The 18,743-nt window shown below is 44.4% G+C and carries 20 protein-coding genes; 15 read left to right on the top strand and 5 right to left on the bottom strand.

Translation table 11 applies throughout. The features are described from left to right. Window positions 1-64 precede the first annotated feature (64 nt). From oppB to ACVXHP_RS05630, 5 genes are read left to right on the top strand one after another with little or no spacing between them, the layout of a single operon-like run. Entirely contained in the window at window positions 65-985 is a 921-nt protein-coding gene (gene oppB, locus ACVXHP_RS05650; RefSeq protein ID WP_003020708.1) for an oligopeptide ABC transporter permease OppB, read from the top strand. A 14-nt stretch (window positions 986-999) separates the two neighbouring features. Further along, complete coding sequence (gene oppC, locus ACVXHP_RS05645) at window positions 1,000-1,908, top strand: oligopeptide ABC transporter permease OppC (RefSeq protein ID WP_008784950.1); 909 nt, start codon at window positions 1,000-1,002, stop codon at window positions 1,906-1,908. An 11-nt stretch (window positions 1,909-1,919) separates the two neighbouring features. Continuing rightward, window positions 1,920-2,933 (top strand): murein tripeptide/oligopeptide ABC transporter ATP-binding protein OppD, encoded by a 1,014-nt coding sequence (gene oppD / locus ACVXHP_RS05640; protein ID WP_200006282.1) that lies wholly within the window; start codon window positions 1,920-1,922, stop codon window positions 2,931-2,933. Next, window positions 2,930-3,934: a murein tripeptide/oligopeptide ABC transporter ATP-binding protein OppF gene (gene oppF, locus ACVXHP_RS05635; RefSeq protein ID WP_447571032.1), complete on the top strand. Its 1,005-nt coding sequence runs from the start codon at window positions 2,930-2,932 to the stop codon at window positions 3,932-3,934. The genes oppD and oppF overlap by 4 nt, the downstream gene beginning before the upstream one ends. Window positions 3,935-3,980: 46 nt before the next feature. After that, window positions 3,981-4,817, top strand: a complete 837-nt coding sequence (locus ACVXHP_RS05630; protein ID WP_200006284.1) for an ion transporter — start codon at window positions 3,981-3,983, stop codon at window positions 4,815-4,817. Window positions 4,818-4,850: 33 nt separating this feature from the next. On the opposite strand, the gene ACVXHP_RS05625 is transcribed toward ACVXHP_RS05630, so the two are convergent. Next, entirely contained in the window at window positions 4,851-5,180 is a 330-nt protein-coding gene (locus ACVXHP_RS05625; RefSeq protein ID WP_003020691.1) for an HI1450 family dsDNA-mimic protein, read from the bottom strand. Between the two features lie 34 nt (window positions 5,181-5,214). Then, a complete protein-coding gene (gene cls, locus ACVXHP_RS05620; RefSeq protein WP_038641094.1) occupies window positions 5,215-6,675 on the bottom strand; it encodes a cardiolipin synthase in 1,461 nt (486 codons plus the stop codon). Between the two features lie 142 nt (window positions 6,676-6,817). On the opposite strand from cls, the gene ACVXHP_RS05615 reads away from it, so the two are divergent. After that, complete coding sequence (locus ACVXHP_RS05615) at window positions 6,818-6,991, top strand: YciY family protein (RefSeq protein WP_094301000.1); 174 nt, start codon at window positions 6,818-6,820, stop codon at window positions 6,989-6,991. Window positions 6,992-7,041: 50 nt separating this feature from the next. Here ACVXHP_RS05615 and ACVXHP_RS05610 read toward each other — a convergent pair whose 3' ends face one another. Then, on the bottom strand, window positions 7,042-7,338 hold the full coding sequence (locus ACVXHP_RS05610) for a YciI family protein (RefSeq protein ID WP_006684292.1): 297 nt from the start codon (window positions 7,336-7,338) through the stop codon (window positions 7,042-7,044). A 352-nt stretch (window positions 7,339-7,690) separates the two neighbouring features. Between ACVXHP_RS05610 and ACVXHP_RS05605 the strand changes: the two genes are divergently transcribed. After that, window positions 7,691-8,356 carry a hypothetical protein gene (locus ACVXHP_RS05605; protein WP_447571031.1) on the top strand — a complete coding sequence of 222 codons (666 nt, stop codon included), beginning with the start codon at window positions 7,691-7,693 and terminating at the stop codon, window positions 8,354-8,356. Window positions 8,357-8,749: 393 nt separating this feature from the next. Here the strand turns inward: ACVXHP_RS05605 and ACVXHP_RS05600 are convergent, their stop codons facing one another. Beyond that, complete coding sequence (locus ACVXHP_RS05600) at window positions 8,750-9,325, bottom strand: recombinase family protein (protein ID WP_447571030.1); 576 nt, start codon at window positions 9,323-9,325, stop codon at window positions 8,750-8,752. Window positions 9,326-10,959: 1,634 nt separating this feature from the next. Between ACVXHP_RS05600 and ACVXHP_RS05595 the strand changes: the two genes are divergently transcribed. The 8 genes from ACVXHP_RS05595 (at window position 10,960) to ACVXHP_RS05560 (ending at window position 17,171) form a co-directional block, all read left to right on the top strand. Continuing rightward, complete coding sequence (locus ACVXHP_RS05595) at window positions 10,960-11,517, top strand: hypothetical protein (protein WP_447571029.1); 558 nt, start codon at window positions 10,960-10,962, stop codon at window positions 11,515-11,517. 1 nt (window position 11,518) lies between these two features. Next, on the top strand, window positions 11,519-11,797 hold the full coding sequence (locus ACVXHP_RS05590) for a hypothetical protein (protein ID WP_447571028.1): 279 nt from the start codon (window positions 11,519-11,521) through the stop codon (window positions 11,795-11,797). Next, entirely contained in the window at window positions 11,797-12,213 is a 417-nt protein-coding gene (locus ACVXHP_RS05585) for a helix-turn-helix domain-containing protein (RefSeq protein ID WP_447571027.1), read from the top strand. The genes ACVXHP_RS05590 and ACVXHP_RS05585 overlap by 1 nt, the downstream gene beginning before the upstream one ends. 132 nt (window positions 12,214-12,345) lie before the next feature. Continuing rightward, on the top strand, window positions 12,346-12,669 hold the full coding sequence (locus tag ACVXHP_RS05580; RefSeq protein ID WP_447571026.1) for a hypothetical protein: 324 nt from the start codon (window positions 12,346-12,348) through the stop codon (window positions 12,667-12,669). A 460-nt stretch (window positions 12,670-13,129) separates the two neighbouring features. After that, on the top strand, window positions 13,130-13,852 hold the full coding sequence (locus ACVXHP_RS05575) for a hypothetical protein (RefSeq protein ID WP_447571025.1): 723 nt from the start codon (window positions 13,130-13,132) through the stop codon (window positions 13,850-13,852). Window positions 13,853-13,862: 10 nt separating this feature from the next. Further along, window positions 13,863-14,075 (top strand): hypothetical protein, encoded by a 213-nt coding sequence (locus ACVXHP_RS05570; protein WP_447571024.1) that lies wholly within the window; start codon window positions 13,863-13,865, stop codon window positions 14,073-14,075. A 121-nt stretch (window positions 14,076-14,196) separates the two neighbouring features. After that, on the top strand, window positions 14,197-16,305 hold the full coding sequence (locus tag ACVXHP_RS05565; protein ID WP_447571023.1) for a tape measure protein: 2,109 nt from the start codon (window positions 14,197-14,199) through the stop codon (window positions 16,303-16,305). 86 nt (window positions 16,306-16,391) lie between these two features. Next, a complete protein-coding gene (locus tag ACVXHP_RS05560) occupies window positions 16,392-17,171 on the top strand; it encodes a phage baseplate protein (RefSeq protein WP_447571022.1) in 780 nt (259 codons plus the stop codon). Between the two features lie 33 nt (window positions 17,172-17,204). Here ACVXHP_RS05560 and ACVXHP_RS05555 read toward each other — a convergent pair whose 3' ends face one another. Next, on the bottom strand, window positions 17,205-18,725 hold the full coding sequence (locus tag ACVXHP_RS05555; protein WP_447571021.1) for a recombinase family protein: 1,521 nt from the start codon (window positions 18,723-18,725) through the stop codon (window positions 17,205-17,207). Between the last annotated feature and the right edge of the window lie 18 nt (window positions 18,726-18,743).

The raw sequence follows: 18,743 nt of genomic DNA, 5'->3' as shown, positions 1-18,743 counted from the left end.
ACACCTCTTTACCAGAAGATCTGGGTAGAAGAGGTGTAAAGGCACACGCCAGAAGGTACGGGCAATGTTAAAATTCATATTACGTCGTTGTCTGGAAGCGATTCCGACGCTGTTTATTCTTATTACGATTTCATTCTTTATGATGCGCCTTGCGCCGGGTAGTCCATTCACCGGTGAACGCGCATTGCCGCCAGAAGTGCTGGCTAATATTGAAGCGAAATATCATCTCAACGATCCCATCTCCACACAGTATTTCAGCTACCTGAAACAGCTGGCGCATGGTGATTTTGGACCATCCTTTAAATACAAAGATTACACGGTTAACGACCTTGTCGCTTCAAGTTTTCCGGTGTCAGCGAAGCTTGGCGCTGCGGCATTTATTCTGGCGGTGCTGGTCGGCGTTAGCGCTGGGGTGATCGCCGCACTGAAGCAAAATACGCGCTGGGACTACACGGTGATGGGGGTCGCGATGACCGGGGTGGTTATTCCCAGTTTCGTCGTTGCTCCCTTATTGGTCATGATATTTGCCATAACGTTGAAATGGCTGCCCGGCGGTGGCTGGAACGGCGGGGCGTTGAAATTTATGATCCTGCCGATGGTGGCGTTATCACTCGCCTATATCGCCAGTATCGCCCGTATTACTCGCGGCTCGATGATTGAAGTGCTGCACTCAAACTTTATTCGTACCGCGCGCGCTAAAGGGCTGCCGATGCGGCGGATTATTTTCCGCCATGCGTTAAAACCTGCGTTGCTACCCGTGCTGTCTTATATGGGACCCGCATTTGTCGGCATTATTACTGGTTCAATGGTTATTGAAACAATCTATGGTTTGCCGGGCATTGGCCAACTGTTCGTGAATGGCGCCTTAAACCGCGACTATTCGCTGGTCCTGAGTCTGACCATTCTGGTCGGTACGCTGACTATCGTGTTTAACGCGATTGTCGATGTGCTGTATGCCGTTATCGATCCGAAGATTCGTTACTGATACTGGAGCTCGCTATGATGTTAAGTAAGAAAAACAGCGAGGCGCTGGAGAATTTCAGTGAGAAGCTGGAGGTCGAAGGTCGCAGCCTGTGGCAGGACGCGCGTCGACGTTTTATGCATAACCGCGCGGCGGTGGCAAGCCTGGTAGTGCTGGTGATTATTGCGCTGTTTGTGACCCTGGCGCCGATGCTGTCGCAGTTTACCTACTTTGATACCGACTGGGGAATGATGTCCAGCGCGCCAGATATGGAGTCCGGACACTACTTTGGCACCGACTCATCGGGTCGTGACCTGCTGGTGCGTGTGGCAATTGGCGGGCGCATCTCGCTGATGGTCGGCATTGCCGCGGCGTTGGTGGCGGTCGTGGTTGGCACGCTGTATGGTTCTTTGTCAGGTTATCTCGGCGGTAAAATCGACTCGGTGATGATGCGCCTGCTGGAAATCCTCAACTCCTTCCCGTTCATGTTCTTCGTGATTCTGCTGGTGACCTTCTTTGGTCAAAACATTCTGCTGATTTTTGTCGCTATTGGGATGGTTTCCTGGCTGGACATGGCGCGTATCGTGCGTGGACAAACGCTGAGCCTGAAGCGCAAAGAGTTCATTGAAGCGGCGCAAGTCGGCGGGGTGTCTACCGTGCGCATTGTTATCCGTCATATTGTGCCCAACGTACTCGGCGTCGTGGTGGTATATGCTTCGTTGCTGGTGCCCAGCATGATCCTGTTTGAATCCTTCCTGAGTTTCCTGGGGTTAGGGACGCAGGAGCCGTTAAGTAGCTGGGGCGCACTGCTGAGTGATGGTGCCAACTCAATGGAAGTATCGCCATGGCTGTTGCTGTTCCCGGCCGGTTTCCTGGTGGTTACTTTGTTCTGTTTTAACTTTATCGGCGATGGCCTGCGTGATGCCCTCGACCCGAAAGACCGTTAAGGAGCGCCGCCATGAGCGTAATTGAGACCGCAACCGCGCCGCTCGCGCAACAACAGGCTAACGCACTGCTAAACGTGCAGGATCTGCGCGTGACGTTTGCCACTCCCGATGGCGATGTTACGGCAGTAAACGATTTAAACTTTTCTCTGCGAGCCGGTGAAACGTTGGGTATTGTCGGTGAGTCTGGTTCTGGCAAATCGCAAACGGCATTTGCCCTGATGGGGCTGCTGGCGGCGAATGGCCGTATTGGGGGTTCTGCAACGTTTAACGGGCGTGAAATATTGAATTTACCGGAGCACGAGCTGAATAAACTGCGCGCCGAGCAAATCTCAATGATTTTTCAGGATCCGATGACTTCGTTGAATCCTTACATGCGGGTCGGAGAGCAACTGATGGAAGTTCTCATGCTGCATAAAGGCATGAGCAAAGCAGAAGCGTTTGAAGAATCGGTCAGAATGCTGGATGCGGTGAAAATGCCGGAAGCGCGTAAGCGCATGAAAATGTATCCGCATGAATTCTCCGGCGGAATGCGTCAGCGCGTAATGATCGCCATGGCGCTGCTGTGCAGGCCAAAATTATTGATCGCCGATGAGCCGACTACCGCGCTCGATGTTACGGTACAGGCGCAAATTATGACGCTGCTGAATGAACTGAAAAGCGAATTCAACACCGCAATTATTATGATCACCCACGATCTGGGGGTTGTCGCCGGTATTTGTGACAAAGTGCTGGTGATGTACGCCGGACGAACTATGGAATATGGCAGCGCGCGGGATGTCTTTTATAAGCCCGTTCATCCGTATTCGATTGGTCTGCTGAATGCCGTACCTCGCCTGGACGCTGAAGGGGAAGAGATGTTGACTATCCCGGGCAACCCGCCGAACCTGCTGCGTCTGCCCAAAGGCTGTCCGTTCCAGCCCCGCTGCCCGTATGCGATGGAAATCTGTAGCAGTGCTCCGCCACTGGAAGAGTTTAGCCCGGGTCGCCTGCGCGCCTGCTTTAAACCCGTGGAGGAACTGGTATGAATACGGTCACCGAACAACGAAAAGTGCTCCTTGAAATTGCCGATTTAAAAGTCCATTTCGACATTAAAGACGGCAAGCAGTGGTTCTGGCAACCGTCTAAATCCCTGAAAGCGGTTGATGGCGTGACCCTGCGATTGTATGAAGGTGAAACCTTAGGCGTGGTGGGGGAATCCGGCTGCGGGAAATCGACCTTTGCTCGTGCGATTATCGGTCTGGTGAAAGCCACTGATGGAAAGGTCGCCTGGCTGGGTAAAGATTTGCTGGGGATGAAACCCGATGAATGGCGGGAGGTGCGCAGTGATATCCAGATGATATTCCAGGATCCGCTGGCATCATTAAACCCGCGTATGACCATTGGTGAAATTATTGCCGAGCCGCTACGGACATATCATCCGAAATTGTCGGGGCAGGAAGTCCGTGACCGTGTGAAGGCAATGATGATGAAGGTTGGGTTGCTACCCAACCTGATTAACCGTTACCCGCATGAGTTTTCCGGCGGCCAATGTCAGCGTATTGGTATTGCCCGCGCGCTGATTCTCGAACCGAAGCTGATTATCTGTGACGAACCGGTTTCTGCGCTGGACGTATCCATTCAGGCCCAGGTCGTTAACCTCTTGCAGCAGCTACAGCGTGAAATGGGGTTGTCATTAATTTTCATTGCCCACGACCTGGCGGTGGTTAAGCATATCTCCGATCGCGTACTGGTGATGTATCTCGGACACGCGGTGGAATTAGGCACCTATGACGAGGTGTACCATAATCCGCTGCACCCTTATACCAAAGCGCTCATGTCTGCAGTGCCGATCCCCGATCCGGATATGGAAAGGAACAAGGTTATTCAGTTGCTGGAAGGCGAGTTGCCGTCACCGATTAATCCTCCTACGGGCTGTGTGTTCCGTACGCGTTGCCCGATTGCCGGACCAGAGTGTGCAAAAACACGCCCGGTTCTCGAAGGCAGTTTTCGACACGCCGTTTCCTGCCTGAAAGTAGACCCGCTATAATCGTGAGGGCTGACAAAGGTCAGCCCTTCTTTTTGGTGAGGTATTTGTGTCTGGCTTAGTTTCTTCTGCTCGCCGTACGCTTTATCGTACATTATTTGATTTAGACACTCGCTCGGGGCGCCGTTTTGAAGGTATGTGCGCACTGTTCGCGCTGCTCAGCGTGATTGTTATCTTCATTGAGTCCGGAGTCGGGACGCAATACCATTTAACCTACGATGAATGGCATGTCTTTGTCTGGCTGGAAGTCTTTATCACGCTGGTCTTTACTCTCGAATATCTGCTGCGATTATGCTGCTGGGCCAATCCCGCTAAATATGTCTTTAGTTTCTGGGGGATTATTGATCTTGCCACCATTCTGCCACTGTATGTGATGTGGTTATGGCCGGAAATCAGTCTGAGTTATGTTTTCGCCTGGCGGGCGATGCGTGTCCTGCGCGTACTGCGAATTCTCAAACTGCTGCGCTTTATGCCTTCTCTGCGTATATTCTGGAGCGCAATAAAAAGCGCCCGTCATCAGCTAATCCTGTTCTATTCCTTTATTGCCATTCTGATGATTGTTTTCGGCGCGCTGATGTATCTGATTGAAGGACCTAAATATGGTTTTAGTACGCTGAATGCGTCAGTGTATTGGGCCATTGTCACGGTAACCACCGTTGGTTATGGTGATATAACTCCCCACACGCCGCTCGGGCGCATGGTAGCGTCAGTACTGATTTTGATTGGTTATTCCGTGATTGCGATCCCGACAGGTTTGATAACGACGCATATGAGCAGTGCGTTCCAGCATCGGCAGAATCAGCGTAAATGTCCGCAGTGTCAGCAGAGCCAGCATGAGCATAGCGCGCAGTTTTGTAACCGGTGTGGAAGCAAATTACCGGGCTAAAAGTAAAAAAGCTGCGAGAGCAGCTTTTTTTAATTATTCGCGCCAGAGAATGTGGCAGAGCTTGTGATCTTTTTCGCGACACAACAGAACGCGGGCAAAAATATCGTTAATTTCGCCGTCTTCTGTATCTGCCAGACCAATCACCACTTCGGCAAAGAAGTCAGGATTCAGGTCAAAATCGACGTGTTCCTGCCAGTCCTCCGCCGGGTCAAATAATTCTGCACCGCCGCGCTCTTCAAACTGCAAATTGAACAGAATGATATCTGCCGGATCGAGGTTATCCGCAGCCAGTTCGAGAAAAATATCGTAAGCCTGCTCAAGCGTTTCGTCTTCTGTCAGACGATTGTTCAAATCCATATCCATAATGACTACCTGTTTACTATCTGATGGGCACGTTTTACAGCAACGGGCTAAAGAAGTAAAACAGTCGCTCGGCGATCCGCTGCCAGAGTGGTCGTTTTACCCACAAACGGGCATCAAGCAGGCGAGAACGCGAAATATAATCATCCTGCACTGCGGCGAGATCCCCACCGAACCCGGCATCATCTATGACCAGCGTAATTTCAAAATTCAGCCATAAACTACGCATATCCAGGTTAACGGTACCGACCAGGCTCAGTTCGCCATCAACCAGTACGCTCTTGGTGTGCAGCAAGCCGCCTTCGAACTGATAGATTTTGACGCCCGCGGCCAGCAGTTCGGTGAAAAAGGCCCGGCTTGCCCAGCCAACCAATAGGGAATCATTCTTACGCGGAAGAATGATACTGACGTCGACCCCACGCTGTGCTGCCGTACAGATCGCATGCAGTAAATCATCGCTGGGGACAAAATAGGGCGTGGTCATAATTAAATATTCACGCGCCGAATAAGCAGCAGTCAATAACGCCTGATGGATTAAGTCTTCAGGGAAACCAGGACCCGAGGCGATGGTGTGAATGGTGTGACCGCTGGCCTGCTCAAACGGCATAATGTTGACGTCCGGCGGCGGCGGTAAAATGCGTTTCCCGGTTTCAATTTCCCAGTCGCAGGAGTAGACGATGCCCATCGCGGTGGCAACAGGTCCTTCCATTCTCGCCATTAAATCGACCCATTGCCCCACGCCCGCATCCTGCTTAAAGAAACGCGGGTCGACCATGTTCATGCTGCCGGTGTAAGCAATATAGTTATCGATCATCACCATCTTACGGTGCTGGCGCAGGTCCATCCGGCGCAAAAACACACGCATCAGGTTAACCTTCAGAGCTTCGACAACTTCAATACCCGCATTACGCATCATCGCCGCCCACGGGCTGCGGAAGAATGCCACGCTGCCCGCAGAGTCCAGCATCAGACGGCAGTGAACGCCTCTTCTGGCGGCCGCCATTAACGACTCGGCAACCTGATCGGCCATACCTCCCGGTTGCCAGATGTAGAACACCATCTCGATGTTATGACGCGCCAGTTGAATATCACGGATTAGCGCCTGCATCACGTCATCGGAACTGGTGAGCAGCTGCAGTTGATTCCCTTTAACGCCAGCGATTCCCTGACGACGCTCGCACAGCTTAAATAATGAAGAAGCCACGCTGCTGTTTTCCTGCGCAAAAATATGTTCACAGGCTTTGAGGTCGTTCAGCCATTTGGCCGTTGAAGGCCACATTGCCCGGGCGCGTTCGGCCCGGCGTTTACCCAGGTGGAGTTCACCGAAGGACAGATAAGCTATGATCCCTACCAATGGCAGTATGTAGATGATCAACAGCCATGCCATTGCGGAGGGCACTGCGCGTCGCTTCATTAGAATGCGTAATGTGACGCCAGCAATGAGTACCCAGTAACCCAGAATGACCAGCCAACTCACCACGGTGTAGAAGGTTGTCATAAATTTAAAAATCCTTTTGAAAGCGTATTGTTAAGAGTTTACGCATCAGGATAAATCTGGCAAATAAAAACACGGGAAAACCACTGGTCTGCATTCGGTGTGGCGTTATAATGGCCGCTCAGTGACTGGAAGAGTAGTTAACATGAAGCGTAGTAGAACGGAAGTGGGACGCTGGCGGATGCAGCGTCAGGCTAGCCGCCGTAAAGCACGTTGGCTTGAAGGACAATCGCGTCGTAACATGCGTATCCATACCATCAGAAAGTGTATTCTGAATCATCAACGTAACTCGTTGCTGTTTGCAATCCACAGTATCTGATCTCAAAAGGGCACCGCTGCTGGTGCCCAATGTCTGCTTTTATTCTGTTTTTAAAATACTTTTTTGTACGGTTTTACTGAAACCTGCGCGTAAACGCCAGCAGCCACATAGGGGTCGGCTTCTGCCCACGCCTGCGCCGCTTCTAAAGATTCAAATTCGGCAATCACCGTCGAGCCGGTAAAACCCGCGACACCTGGATCGTTACTGTCAACGGCTGGCATCGGTCCTGCAGTGAGCAGTCGTCCTTCGTCATGCAGGAGTTGCAGACGGGCCAGATGAGCAGGGCGCACGGAAAGGCGTTTGTCGAGAGAGTCTGCGATATCTTGAGCATAAATAACGTACAGCACGGGTAGAGCTCCTTAATCGGTAAAAGTCGTTAATTACGTTATTGGAAAGGCATGGCAACTGCAACGTAAAGATAACGGATTTGTTAAGACCACATTGTCACGAAGGTTTTTTTACATAAAATCGTGTTTTAAATGCAGCTTACTGTCCAGGCCTTATTGAATATGATTGCTATTTGCATTTAAAATCAGGGCCTGGTTTTTTAACTGAAACGATTATGACTTCAATGACCCTTGAATGAAGTCTATTCGGTTTTCTTTAGATGTTCACCTTACATCTTCTTCAATTGATGTTCCTTACAACTCCCCAGAGCGTTAAGATAGTTAACCAATTGAGTTTTCTGGGTATGACAGGATGAGTGACACAACTGACTTCTTCAGCATGTTAGCTGATATCACGATGGCTACTACCGCTGTATGGGCTGCATTCAAAGCTAATGATTGGTTTAAGACTAAACGTCTTGAGAGTGCTGAAAACTTCTATAAAGAAGTACACAATCTTCATAACCGTTACTATTCAGCTATCCAATACGTTGAGGATTCAAGAAGAATATTTGATAGTCAGTATGGATTGAATACCCCGATATCTGAGCCTAAAGACCAGTCGTTACAGTGGGAAGTCAAATCGAACTCTTACAAAATCATAGCTGAACTGGATTATCTGGCATCTTCACTGCAAATGATGGATGCAATGGGTAACAAACTCAGCCCTAAATCGGCTGAACTGGTTCGTGATATGATGAAAGCACATGGACGATTCTGCAATGATGTGATGAATTTCAATACCTCAGTTTGGAAGGTTATAAGGGCAGGAATAACTAAAGAGAACATCCCACCGATGCGAGGCAATGTGAACAACAATTACATGGCTATCCTTACTAGTATGGATGAACCTGTAGAGATATCGTTTAAGTTAAAAGAAATCAGTTTTAAAGATTTTTACCAGCATGAAACCACTATGCAGTCTGTAATAACGTGGCTGAAATCACTCATCAATAGAACTGGTAAAAACAGGCCATAAACAGGTGAGTTAGGCTTGTTCCAGCCCCTAGATTTATACAATTTAACGGTATTTTCCCATGTGTCTATACACTATCACACAGAATTAATACGGCTTACGTTTTGCATAACTTATTGATATCTATAAAGAATCTGTACGGCCTCTGTTTAGGGTAAACTGTGTCGTATCAGTCACCCCTCTCTCGACCCCTAGAAAAGTGCTATATACAGGACTATATAACGATGTATAGATGTTTGGTCACTCTATATTACAGTTGCAAGAGATAACTGTTTCCTGCGTGAATATTATTTTTCAATGTGTATCAGTGTTCAGGAGAATTTACGTAGGACACGTTTAGAGAGTGGATACAAAAAAGCCCCCATGAAGGAGGCTATGAAGATGCTACTAAGTTTTTTACAGTGTCTTTGTCCAGTGACGGCTAACCGTTCTTACAGAGAGATTCAGAAGCTTTGCAACCTGACTCTGTGACAATCCCTTTGCCTTATGCTCTAAAACGGCTTCTGTAGTGTTCACAGCTACAGGACGACCTAACACTTTACCTTGAGATTTAACACGCTGTAGACCCTGCTTAGTACGTTCCTTGATGCGGTTACGTTCGAACTCTGCAAAAGCCCCGAACATTTGAAGCATCATCCTACCTTCTGGCTTGGATAAGTCCTGTGCAGGCAAGTCTAGGCAAATTAGCTTAATCCCTTTTGCAATGAGCATATCAACCGTTTTCTGCAGGTCGATACAATCACGTCCTAAACGGTCAAGCTTGAGAACCACCAGCGTATCACCAGCTTCTAGTTTATGTGTGACCAAGTTAGAGAACTCTTTACGCTCCATAGCAGCCACTGAACCGGATACTACTTCCTCTATGATTCGTGTCTTAGGGATTGTGTAACCTGCATTCTTGATGGCTTCAATCTGGTTCTCATTGGTGGAATCATCAACTGATACGCGGCAGTAAGCAAAGATGCGTGACATGTTCTTATCTCTCAATATAGCCAACAAAGGTCTGTTTTATTTGTCTATAGACATTAAATCAATTATCACAATTGTTGTCTATAGGTGCAGCTACCTTTTTATATAGACACTTAACGGGCGTTTGTTGTCATGGTTATTTGTACAGTTAGAGACCTAGATAGATGCCTTTAGAGTAATTCACAAAGAAAGTCAATGATATTTTGAGATTTTGCAAAGGGGGTGCTATAGCGAGAATGTACCATACCAAGCAGATATACATCCTAGACAGATATTTTCGAAGATTCGGGAAAGATGAGATTCAAAGGTGGCTACTACGATTTTATAAAAAATTTTTAGAACCTAAATATTGTCTGTGCAGATTTTAATCAGTATAGAAGCCTTTATAACAGGAGGGGTTCCTATGGTCACATATTCCCCTCTCTTCCCACTAAGTGAACTACACAGTACCTAGAGAGCATGTCTGTAATGTTTCTGTATCAGCTCAACTATAAGAGGTCTGGATATTATCTTGTAAGATTCTTGGAAGTGATTATGCAGATAGCTAGATAGAGTGTTTAACGGGAGAAGAGAACCATGAAACCGAAGGTAGGTTCGTCTTAACAGTGACTGTAAGAGATACCTGAAAAGGTACTTAACAGAAACTACCTGAAAGAAGGAACGAAGAACCGGAGGTAGTGACCCTGTTAATCAGACTGTTTCAAAGCTTCTTAAAAGTCTGTTAAGAGGGTTATGTCAAAAATCTTAACATTTGTCAAGTGGCTTGTCTTTAACAAAAAGTGCTAAACTTAATGAATAACACTAAATGCTAAACCGATGTTTAAGATATATGCTAAGAGGGGCGCTTCGCTTGGGGTCACTATACTCTTCTCTCTCGTTAAGAAGGAAGTTACAGAGACATTTCAAAGCCCTGATAAGGCAAGCCCGATGATGACAGAAAACAGAGGGCAAAACCACTTATCGACACTGTGAACGAATAACGTAAAGGGCGGGTTAAGAAGTCGGTTAAGAAAGGAGCTTCCCTTTCTGGGGGTGTCGCTCTATGGGTGAAGTTAACCTTTGAAGTTTCTCTGTGAAGAAGCTGAACAGCTTATATATTGGCTAATTACAATTCGTTGAAATATAAGCGTTTTTTATACAAACTGTCAACTGGATAGCTTGATGTGAACAACTGAAAGATACAGCTTTCCGGCTTTGTCAAGAGATTTCACTACCCACCAGCTAAAATACTTCAGAGGTGGGAGTGATGGGGGTTAGGATGGGTCTTGGTGGTTGTCTTCACGGCTTCTGTCTTTCAAGTCAAACGACCATTCACGACCGAACAATCTGAAGACCACGAATAGCCGAACAACGAAGTAACGGAGCAGGACGCCAATAACAAGCCCGACACCGCCACTGGTCCACGTATCTGGTGATACCAGTTCAGGAGGGAGGTTCATTCATATTCCTTCTGTGCAATGCAAAACATGTGACCGAACGATACAGCCACGCCTTCTAATAATACCTCTCTCATAAAACCATTATACCATAAATGTTACTAAATTGTTAAAAAATACTTGACATTAGTCCTTGAAACTGATAGCATTGTATATATAGGGTTAACAGAATAATAACATTCCATGAGGGTCAGAATATGAATGAACGACAGAGAATTTCAAAGGTTTCTTGAAGAGAGTAAAGCAAGAAACAGAAGCAACGGTTACAGCTACACAGATACCCCCACCAGCTACGAACTACCAGCCTTTTCCAAAACCGAACGTAAAAACATTGAAGCGGTCATTCGTAGCATTACGCCACGAGACCGATTTATGCCAACACGCAAAACAACAAAGAACAGCATCAAGAATTATTTGAATAACTTCGACAGCTACGAGCAACTACCGAGCAAGCTTGATGATATTTTTATTGGATTCTGTAGAAGTGAAGGTCACCCGAAATACAACAAAAAACTATTTTATCTTCTGAAGAATCTTGATGAAATTAACTCAGCTACCGTGACAAATCATCTTCAGCGACAAGCAACCCGATTAAGCCATGAGTTACCAACTGATGCCTATTGCGCGCTGCTTGCTGTAATGTGCGCGAAATTAATTGGTGTTGTTAAGCATCATATTACCGTTGGAAATATTGAGCTAATGGAAAACGAACAACCAGACTTTGGATTTGACCCATATTTAGTTACAGAGGTATTTTAAAATGACTAAACACACTTTAACCAGAGTTACAAAGACAGCCTTTGACGAACTTAACCGAATCAAAAATATTACAGGGTTATCACATGCGGCAGTAATGAAACTTGCAATTAACCGTGACATTAACGAACAAGATTTGCTTAATAGTCGCTTAGAGTCTGCAAGGCATCATATCAGGATTACACAAGATGACCTTGATAGTCTGAAGTCTTCAAATGCTTTTGAACTGGATTTAGCAAGACTCTTAAGCATCAAGATTCACAAGTTATCTATGGGGGTTTAATGTATGACTTTTATAAACATCGTGACCATTTGGTAAGGTTTGACGGTAAGGTCTGGAAAGACGTAACACAAACTAATAAGCCCAAGTTTACCCACCAGCAATTAGCCTCAAGATTTGATATTTGGACTGAAGCACAAAAAGATAATGGTGATTTCGAGTTTATCAGAGGCTTTGATTATACTTACGAGGATGACTTTAAAGACGCCATTAAATTAATGGAGAATTTCAACTCTATTAAAAATGGTGACAAGCACAAAGCCAATGGTAACAGATACGATAAAGATTTAATCATTGATGCAATCGCCAAAGGCCAATCACAAAGTTATATTTCTGAGAAATACGGCTTATCACGCAGTCAATACTACAGACTAAAGCGTCTGTGTAAGCCTGTAAGAGAGAGTGAGACTCAAAGATGAGCTACCCTATTACCTAGGTGTCTCACTCCCTCTGTAACCCGCATGAATACTGGCTTTAAAATGGCTATTTTTATAGGTCTGAGACCTGTTTTAATTGATTCGATAGAAACTATCTCATAGAGGATTTTAAAAATGAACGAATACGAATTACAGATTTTCTTTGATAATGACACGGTAAATATGCTTCAACATTTAGATGATGCAGGCATCTATGTTGACTTTCTCATGTTGCTATCTTTGATGGCTGATAATGCAGAAGGCATCTCTGACTTTATTCAGTCGGTAGAATGTGGCGAGCCTCAAATGATGTTACCTGTTACCGACTCAACCATAAAGCGACTTATCATCAAAGAGACAAACAAACTTAGCGTTAGTCCTGAAAAATACATGAAAGCGGCTATTGCGATTTTGTATAGCGACAATATCATGATTGCAGATTCTAAGGCGGTTCACTAATGACACTCGTTATTCTCTGGACGGTTCTAGGGCTATTATGTGGCTGCCTGATTGGTAACGCAACTAACAGAAATTGATGTTACCAGATTGTTAAAAACTTGTTGACAAATAACCTCAAATGTGCCATAATTTTAAGTATGGGAGAGCAACTCTCTCTATTTATATTTCAACAAAAAAACATCTAGTGGATAGATATTCTGGTAAGTGCAATGCTTGCTTTCATGGCCTTTTAAGTCCCACACTTGAGAGGCTATTCTAAGAAGCTTTAACCAATCCTGATATATCCTACAGACGTTAGCCCTAATGAGGATGCTTCTTCCGAATCATCTTTAATTTTAGGGCTTTTTTCAGTTTTTAAAAGCACACTTGGCAGGTTCTTGTTCAGTCAGACCCTTCACCTCTGATTGCTGAGTGTGCTTCTATGAATTGAAATAACAAATAAACTAAAGAGGTGAATGAAATGGCTATTCGTAATGAACATGAAAAAGAAATTGATAGCAGACCACTAGCAATTGATAATATTAATTTCAGCAAGGGGGAGTTACACCCAGCTCAGAAGCTATCTGAAAGAATTGCAGATGAAGAATATGAGATGGAGCGACTAAGAAAACTTGTTCCTGGTGGTTATATCCATCATGTAAATCCTGAGAAAATCCTGTCACATGATAGCGGGAAAGCTGAAGCATTACTTCAGGTGGAAAGCAAATATAGACCAGTCCTTCAAGAACAACGTGATAAACTAGATGCAGCATATGCAACGCTGAAGCATTTTGAGGAAACAAAGTATCTTGACGTTGATTACGAGATTAAGAAAAATCCACGTTTATACTACCAGTTTGACTATAATGACGGCTTTGGGACATATAAAGAGGACGTACAGAAAGCAATTCAAAACATCCCTGAAGGGTTCCGTTTAATTTCCGTTAAGCCAGCCTTACGCGGTTCCGGTTCTTACATTATTTTAAGTGATAAAACCGATGAAGAGATTAACGCTCTTGCGGAAAAGAATCTGCTTGAACTTTTCAATGCCAAGCTTGGCAAACTTAAAAAAGAACTGGCTAACCAGCTTAAGATTATGAAAGAACTCGTGAAGGAATATGAGGATTCTAAAAAGTTTGCTCTACAAAGTGATATTGAGCAGCTTACAGCAATTTCAACCAAATATTCTAAAGCGCTTAAGTGAAGGGTGATTAATGTATGAGAAGCGTTTAAAAACTATCAAGGCAGTCTGTGAAAAAATTAAAAACCAACCACACAAGCCGAAACTAAGAGTTAAAAATAAACGTCAGGCCAGCACCTCACACACAGTAAAAACACGCAAGATTCCAAAGTGGTGTATTGACCGTGTTCCTTCTGATGCTCAAATCGTAGGTGAAACGGAATTGCATTATCTTGTCAGACATTAAAGTTGGTTGGGTAAATAATATAGGCTCTATCGAGTCTATAAAGTCAAAGGGAGAGATTAGCCTTGATTGGTTGGTCTTTCCCTTTTTTGTATTTAAAAGATAAGAGGTGAAAATATATGTAATGGCACAGTATACAGTTGATAGTTTTATTGTAGAACTTGGCTTCAGTGAAAAGGTTGTAAAAGGTTTGCAGAGAGTTGAGAAGATGGCTATGCAGTCTGCTCAACGTATCGAAAAGAACCTAAACAAAGGTTTCAGGATTAATACAAAACAACTTGATAGCAATCTGACAAGTTCTTTAGGGCAACTTGAAAGAAAGTTTAACAAGACTTTTAATAAACTTGAGCAACGAGCAAGAAACACAAAAGCATTTCAGTTTACCAGTCAAGTTAATGGCGTTCTTAAACAACCAAGGCAACCGAGAGTAAATACAGGTGACCGAGCAGTAAGAGCGGCTTATCAAGCTAATATGTCTAAGCTAAAAGGCTTCGACCCTATTTTGCAGAAATACATTAAGAGTCAGTTTTATGGGTTAGCTGGTAAAGCTGGTTCAATGGATAACTCTAAGTTTAATGAGAAGTTAGCTCAGTTAAATGCAAGTGTACGAGAAGCGCTTGTTAAATCCAAAGGTGTCACATCTGGGATTAACGGGAATAAAGCGGCTAACAGTCTTGATAGTCTGTCTTTAGCAGCAGTTAAAACAGCAGGTGCATTTATCAGTGTGCAGGCTGTACTAAACAGCTATCAAAAGATTATGGAAACCGGTCTTCAACGTGCTTCATCGGAAAGAAGTATTGATTTCGTATTTGGTGACCAGAGTACACAGGTTAAAAAGTTCATTCAGGATTTAACCAAAGTCACGGGTATGGATACAACCGAAACACAAGCACAATTTGCTTCATTTGGTGCATCTGCAAAAAATACGATGGGTCTTGAAGGTTCAGAAGAGTTATTTAAAAACTTAACAGGTTATGCCCGATTGATGGGGCGTTCAGATGAAGAGATTAAGAGAGCGCTAACCGCTTTATCACAGATGGCCTCTAAAGGTCAGGTAATGTCTGAAGAGTTGAAAGGTCAATTAGCTGAAGCTTTGCCGGGTGCTACTCAGGCATTTGCAAAGGCTTTAGGTCTGACTGAAAAACAACTTTTTGATAAGATGAAGAATGGTGACGTTAAAGCCTCTGATGCACTCCCTAAATTTGCTAAAGAACTTGGTTCACAGATTAATTCCAGAGGTGGCTGGAAAGCTATTCAGGATTCTACACAGACGATGCTAGGAAACCTGAAGAATACTTGGAATAACTCACTAACAGATATTTTCAAAGGTTCTGAAAATGGTTTGCAGGACTTTACAAGAAGCTTGACCAATATTTTAAACGCTCTTGGTGGAACTGGTAAAACATTAGGTGAATCTCTTGGTAGCTTGATGAGTGATATGTCACATGGCATCGACTCATTGACCGATATTAGTTACAGGGTAAGAGCGTTCTTTGACGAAATGACGCTGGCTTATCGTTCATTAGATGAAACACAGAAGAAAATTGTTGATGGTTTATCCGGTGGATTAATTGATGGTTTGAAAATGCTTGCTGTAGCTGTTACCGCTCAAAAGGCTGCAAATGTAGCTGGTGGCTTATTAAACCTTGCAAGTGCTGTTACTTCATTTGGTAACGCTGTTAATAAAACTAAAGCTGGTAAGGTCAGTTCTTCAGGTGGTGCATTAAGTAAGGTTGGTAAAGTTGTTCTTTATGCGGAGTTGGTAAACTTTGCTCTTGATAATTTAAATCCTGAAGCAGCTAAGAATCCGAACTTACACCAATCAGGTATTGGAACAGAGACAAACTTCAATCCTGAATATAAAGGTGACTCATCTAAGCCGAATCAGATTAATGAAGGCTGGGCTAAGATTGGTAATTCTATTGCTGATTGGTTTAGTGGTGCAGCTAATAAAGTTGCTAACTTCCAAGAGCCGATGAATAACTTTATTAATAGTACGCCTCAGCCAGTTATTAATAGCAATAGTGATATTCAGTTAGCTACATCTATTAGCGAACTATCACGCAAAGTAGACGCTTTAACAGCAGAAGCTAAGAAGCCCCTAGCAGTTAATATCACTGGTGAAGCAACTGTCAGACCTGATGAACCAGCTTTTTTTACATTCAGCCAATCAGCTAGTGACCAGTTCACACAAGACATGCTTCTAAATTCTAGTTACCCAGAAGATGAATAACAGTGTGCTACGTGAAAAATAAAAACTGATACCTATAACTACTCAGGTGTATTCACGTAGCACATCATTAAGAAGGAATAAATAAGATGGCTATTACAAGCACACAATTCAAATACTCCGGTAAAGACGGTATCTATTTTCATTTAAGGGATGATGTAGAATCTTTTCTTGCCTTAACTGCTACTGAACAGATGGACTATGACAGCCCTATGCAGGTTACAACACAGGCTATGCAATCTGGGCAGACTATCACCGATAACGTTCAGAGAGCACCTAAAGTAATTTCAATTAGTGGCGTCGTAGTGATTGATTCGACAGGTTCAATTCTGCTAACTCGACAAGGGCAACTTGTAGAGACCTTTATTTCAACCGTTGAACAGTGGCGAGACCAGAAGCAAATCGTCACTATTATCTGTAAAGATGGAATCTCTATCACTGACTCAGTAATTACACAGTTTAAGGCGAGTAAAGAGCATACTATTACCAATGGATTAAGAATCCAGATGACATTTCAAGGGGTAGAGTTTAAATCAATCGTCGGTCAGACTGATATCTCTTCAGCTACCGGACAACCTATGACAACTAATGATGATGCTACTACAGGGCTTAAGAACACAGGTAATACTACAACGAGCCTTGGAAGCCCTATGTTGACCTGCAAAGAACTTTACAACTATCCATCAAGTGAATTGTCTAACGAACAGCTTGAAGCCCGTGTCGCTTGTTCCAAGAGCGTTAGCATTAAGAGCGGTGAGAGTACCTTCTCAGATTCTGCTAACGCTCAGGCTTCGAAGGCGCTTAATAGTGGCACTGGTCAGGTTTTGCGGAAGTATTCTGTGAACCCGAATAAGCGCGGTACTTACTAGCGATATAAAAAGGGGCCTCATAGCCCCTGAAAGTTACAGTTGATAAGCATCAATATCCAGTAGTTTTTTATCAGCAATTTCAAAGATTGATGTTCCATCATTTAGTGGTAGCGGGTCTGTAGGAACGATTATTTCAGTGCCATTCTGTAATTTAACCGTCACAACCCCTTCATCTAATGTCAGGGATTCCAGATGTTTGGACAGAATCAACTGACACTCAACACGACCCGCTTTAGTCGCAAGGTCAATATTTTTAAGCTGGGGTAGTTCCTTGTCACTGAGTGAAGTTTTACGCTTCATGCTATCAATCGTGGTCTGTAGCTCTGTGCGCTTCTGGTTAAGTTCCTTCACTTGCAATTTCAACTCTGTAATATCATCCATCTCAAGAAGTAGGGCGGTAGCTTTCTTGATTCTGGCTGTGACAGTTTCAACCTCATGCTGTAACGCTGCAATTTTCCTCTCAGATTCCCCGTCACTAACAACGTCAATCATCCCCAGAAAATTATCAATCATCCACTTATCAAACGGTTTACGCTTCAACGGTGGAACATCACAACGACCGTCTAGATGGTTATTGCACCTGTAGACCCCCGCATACTTATTCTTGGTTCCGGTGGGATGAACACTAGCCCCACATTGACACCTAAACAGACCTTTGAAGAGGTTAATCGTTAATGGGTTATCACTTGCAGGTGTACGGCCTGTACGGTTCTTACCAAGAATCTCTTGAGCTTTATTGAACGTTGAAGCATCTACAGCGGCTTCGTAGTAGTTCGGTATAGCGGGGCGGTCATTACGCTGTGATGCTGGTAACGTGCCTATCGTTGTCTCTGACCTTAAAATGGTACGTACAGAGTGAACAGAGAACCCATTAGCATCTTTACGGCGACTAAAAGACTTTATACCGTTGCTTTGAAGGTGACGTGCAATGTTATGCAGACTTTCACCATCTAGCAGCAGCTTGAAAATCAGCCTTACAGTCTCAGCATGTTCATTGAGTTTAAAAGTCTCAGGGTCAATCCATCCGGGAACATTCCTTGTTAAACGTTGTTCACCAGCAAGGGCAAGCTTTACACGCTGTTCCCACTTTTGAGAAACACGGAAAGACTTCTGTTTACTCTCCTGATGCGCTATGTAGGCTTTGACACGCTGAATGATTGAGATTCCTAAATCATCGGCTAAAGCATCCTTTGTGTAGATAAGACCATCTTGTAGCGTGTGAATCTCTAACCCGTTGCCTAAGATGCGATTCATCAAGGCTTCTGTTTCAAGATGCTCAAGACGACCTATACGGTCGATAGCTTCAACTAGTAGAATTGTTCCTTCTGGAAATTCCCCAGACTCAATACGGGAAAGCATATCCCCAAATTGCCCTGATAAGTGTTTACCTTTGTAACCGGATAGACCCTCATCATTGAAAGATGCTACTACTTGAGCATCGCTATTCTTCCTTAACCACTGTTTGAATAGCTCATTTTGTCGTCTGGTTGAATCAGCACCATCAACACCTTGTATAGCTGAACTGTAACGAAGGTATGTAATTACGGCCCTCATGGTGATAAACTCCCATGC

This window comes from Citrobacter freundii complex sp. 2025EL-00176 (genome assembly GCF_053309355.1).
This window is presented reverse-complemented; position numbering and strand designations above follow the sequence as displayed.

Coding starts and splice junctions, on each gene's coding strand:
- oppB (WP_003020708.1), top strand. CDS start 65: ATGTTAAAATTCATATTACGTCGTTGTCTGGAAGCGATTCCGACGCTG.
- oppC (WP_008784950.1), top strand. CDS start 1,000: ATGATGTTAAGTAAGAAAAACAGCGAGGCGCTGGAGAATTTCAGTGAG.
- oppD (WP_200006282.1), top strand. CDS start 1,920: ATGAGCGTAATTGAGACCGCAACCGCGCCGCTCGCGCAACAACAGGCT.
- oppF (WP_447571032.1), top strand. CDS start 2,930: ATGAATACGGTCACCGAACAACGAAAAGTGCTCCTTGAAATTGCCGAT.
- ACVXHP_RS05625 (WP_003020691.1), bottom strand. CDS start 5,180: ATGGATATGGATTTGAACAATCGTCTGACAGAAGACGAAACGCTTGAG.
- cls (WP_038641094.1), bottom strand. CDS start 6,675: ATGACAACCTTCTACACCGTGGTGAGTTGGCTGGTCATTCTGGGTTAC.
- ACVXHP_RS05615 (WP_094301000.1), top strand. CDS start 6,818: ATGAAGCGTAGTAGAACGGAAGTGGGACGCTGGCGGATGCAGCGTCAG.
- ACVXHP_RS05605 (WP_447571031.1), top strand. CDS start 7,691: ATGAGTGACACAACTGACTTCTTCAGCATGTTAGCTGATATCACGATG.
- ACVXHP_RS05600 (WP_447571030.1), bottom strand. CDS start 9,325: ATGTCACGCATCTTTGCTTACTGCCGCGTATCAGTTGATGATTCCACC.
- ACVXHP_RS05595 (WP_447571029.1), top strand. CDS start 10,960: ATGAACGACAGAGAATTTCAAAGGTTTCTTGAAGAGAGTAAAGCAAGA.
- ACVXHP_RS05590 (WP_447571028.1), top strand. CDS start 11,519: ATGACTAAACACACTTTAACCAGAGTTACAAAGACAGCCTTTGACGAA.
- ACVXHP_RS05585 (WP_447571027.1), top strand. CDS start 11,797: ATGTATGACTTTTATAAACATCGTGACCATTTGGTAAGGTTTGACGGT.
- ACVXHP_RS05580 (WP_447571026.1), top strand. CDS start 12,346: ATGAACGAATACGAATTACAGATTTTCTTTGATAATGACACGGTAAAT.
- ACVXHP_RS05575 (WP_447571025.1), top strand. CDS start 13,130: ATGGCTATTCGTAATGAACATGAAAAAGAAATTGATAGCAGACCACTA.
- ACVXHP_RS05570 (WP_447571024.1), top strand. CDS start 13,863: ATGTATGAGAAGCGTTTAAAAACTATCAAGGCAGTCTGTGAAAAAATT.
- ACVXHP_RS05565 (WP_447571023.1), top strand. CDS start 14,197: ATGGCACAGTATACAGTTGATAGTTTTATTGTAGAACTTGGCTTCAGT.
- ACVXHP_RS05560 (WP_447571022.1), top strand. CDS start 16,392: ATGGCTATTACAAGCACACAATTCAAATACTCCGGTAAAGACGGTATC.
- ACVXHP_RS05555 (WP_447571021.1), bottom strand. CDS start 18,725: ATGAGGGCCGTAATTACATACCTTCGTTACAGTTCAGCTATACAAGGT.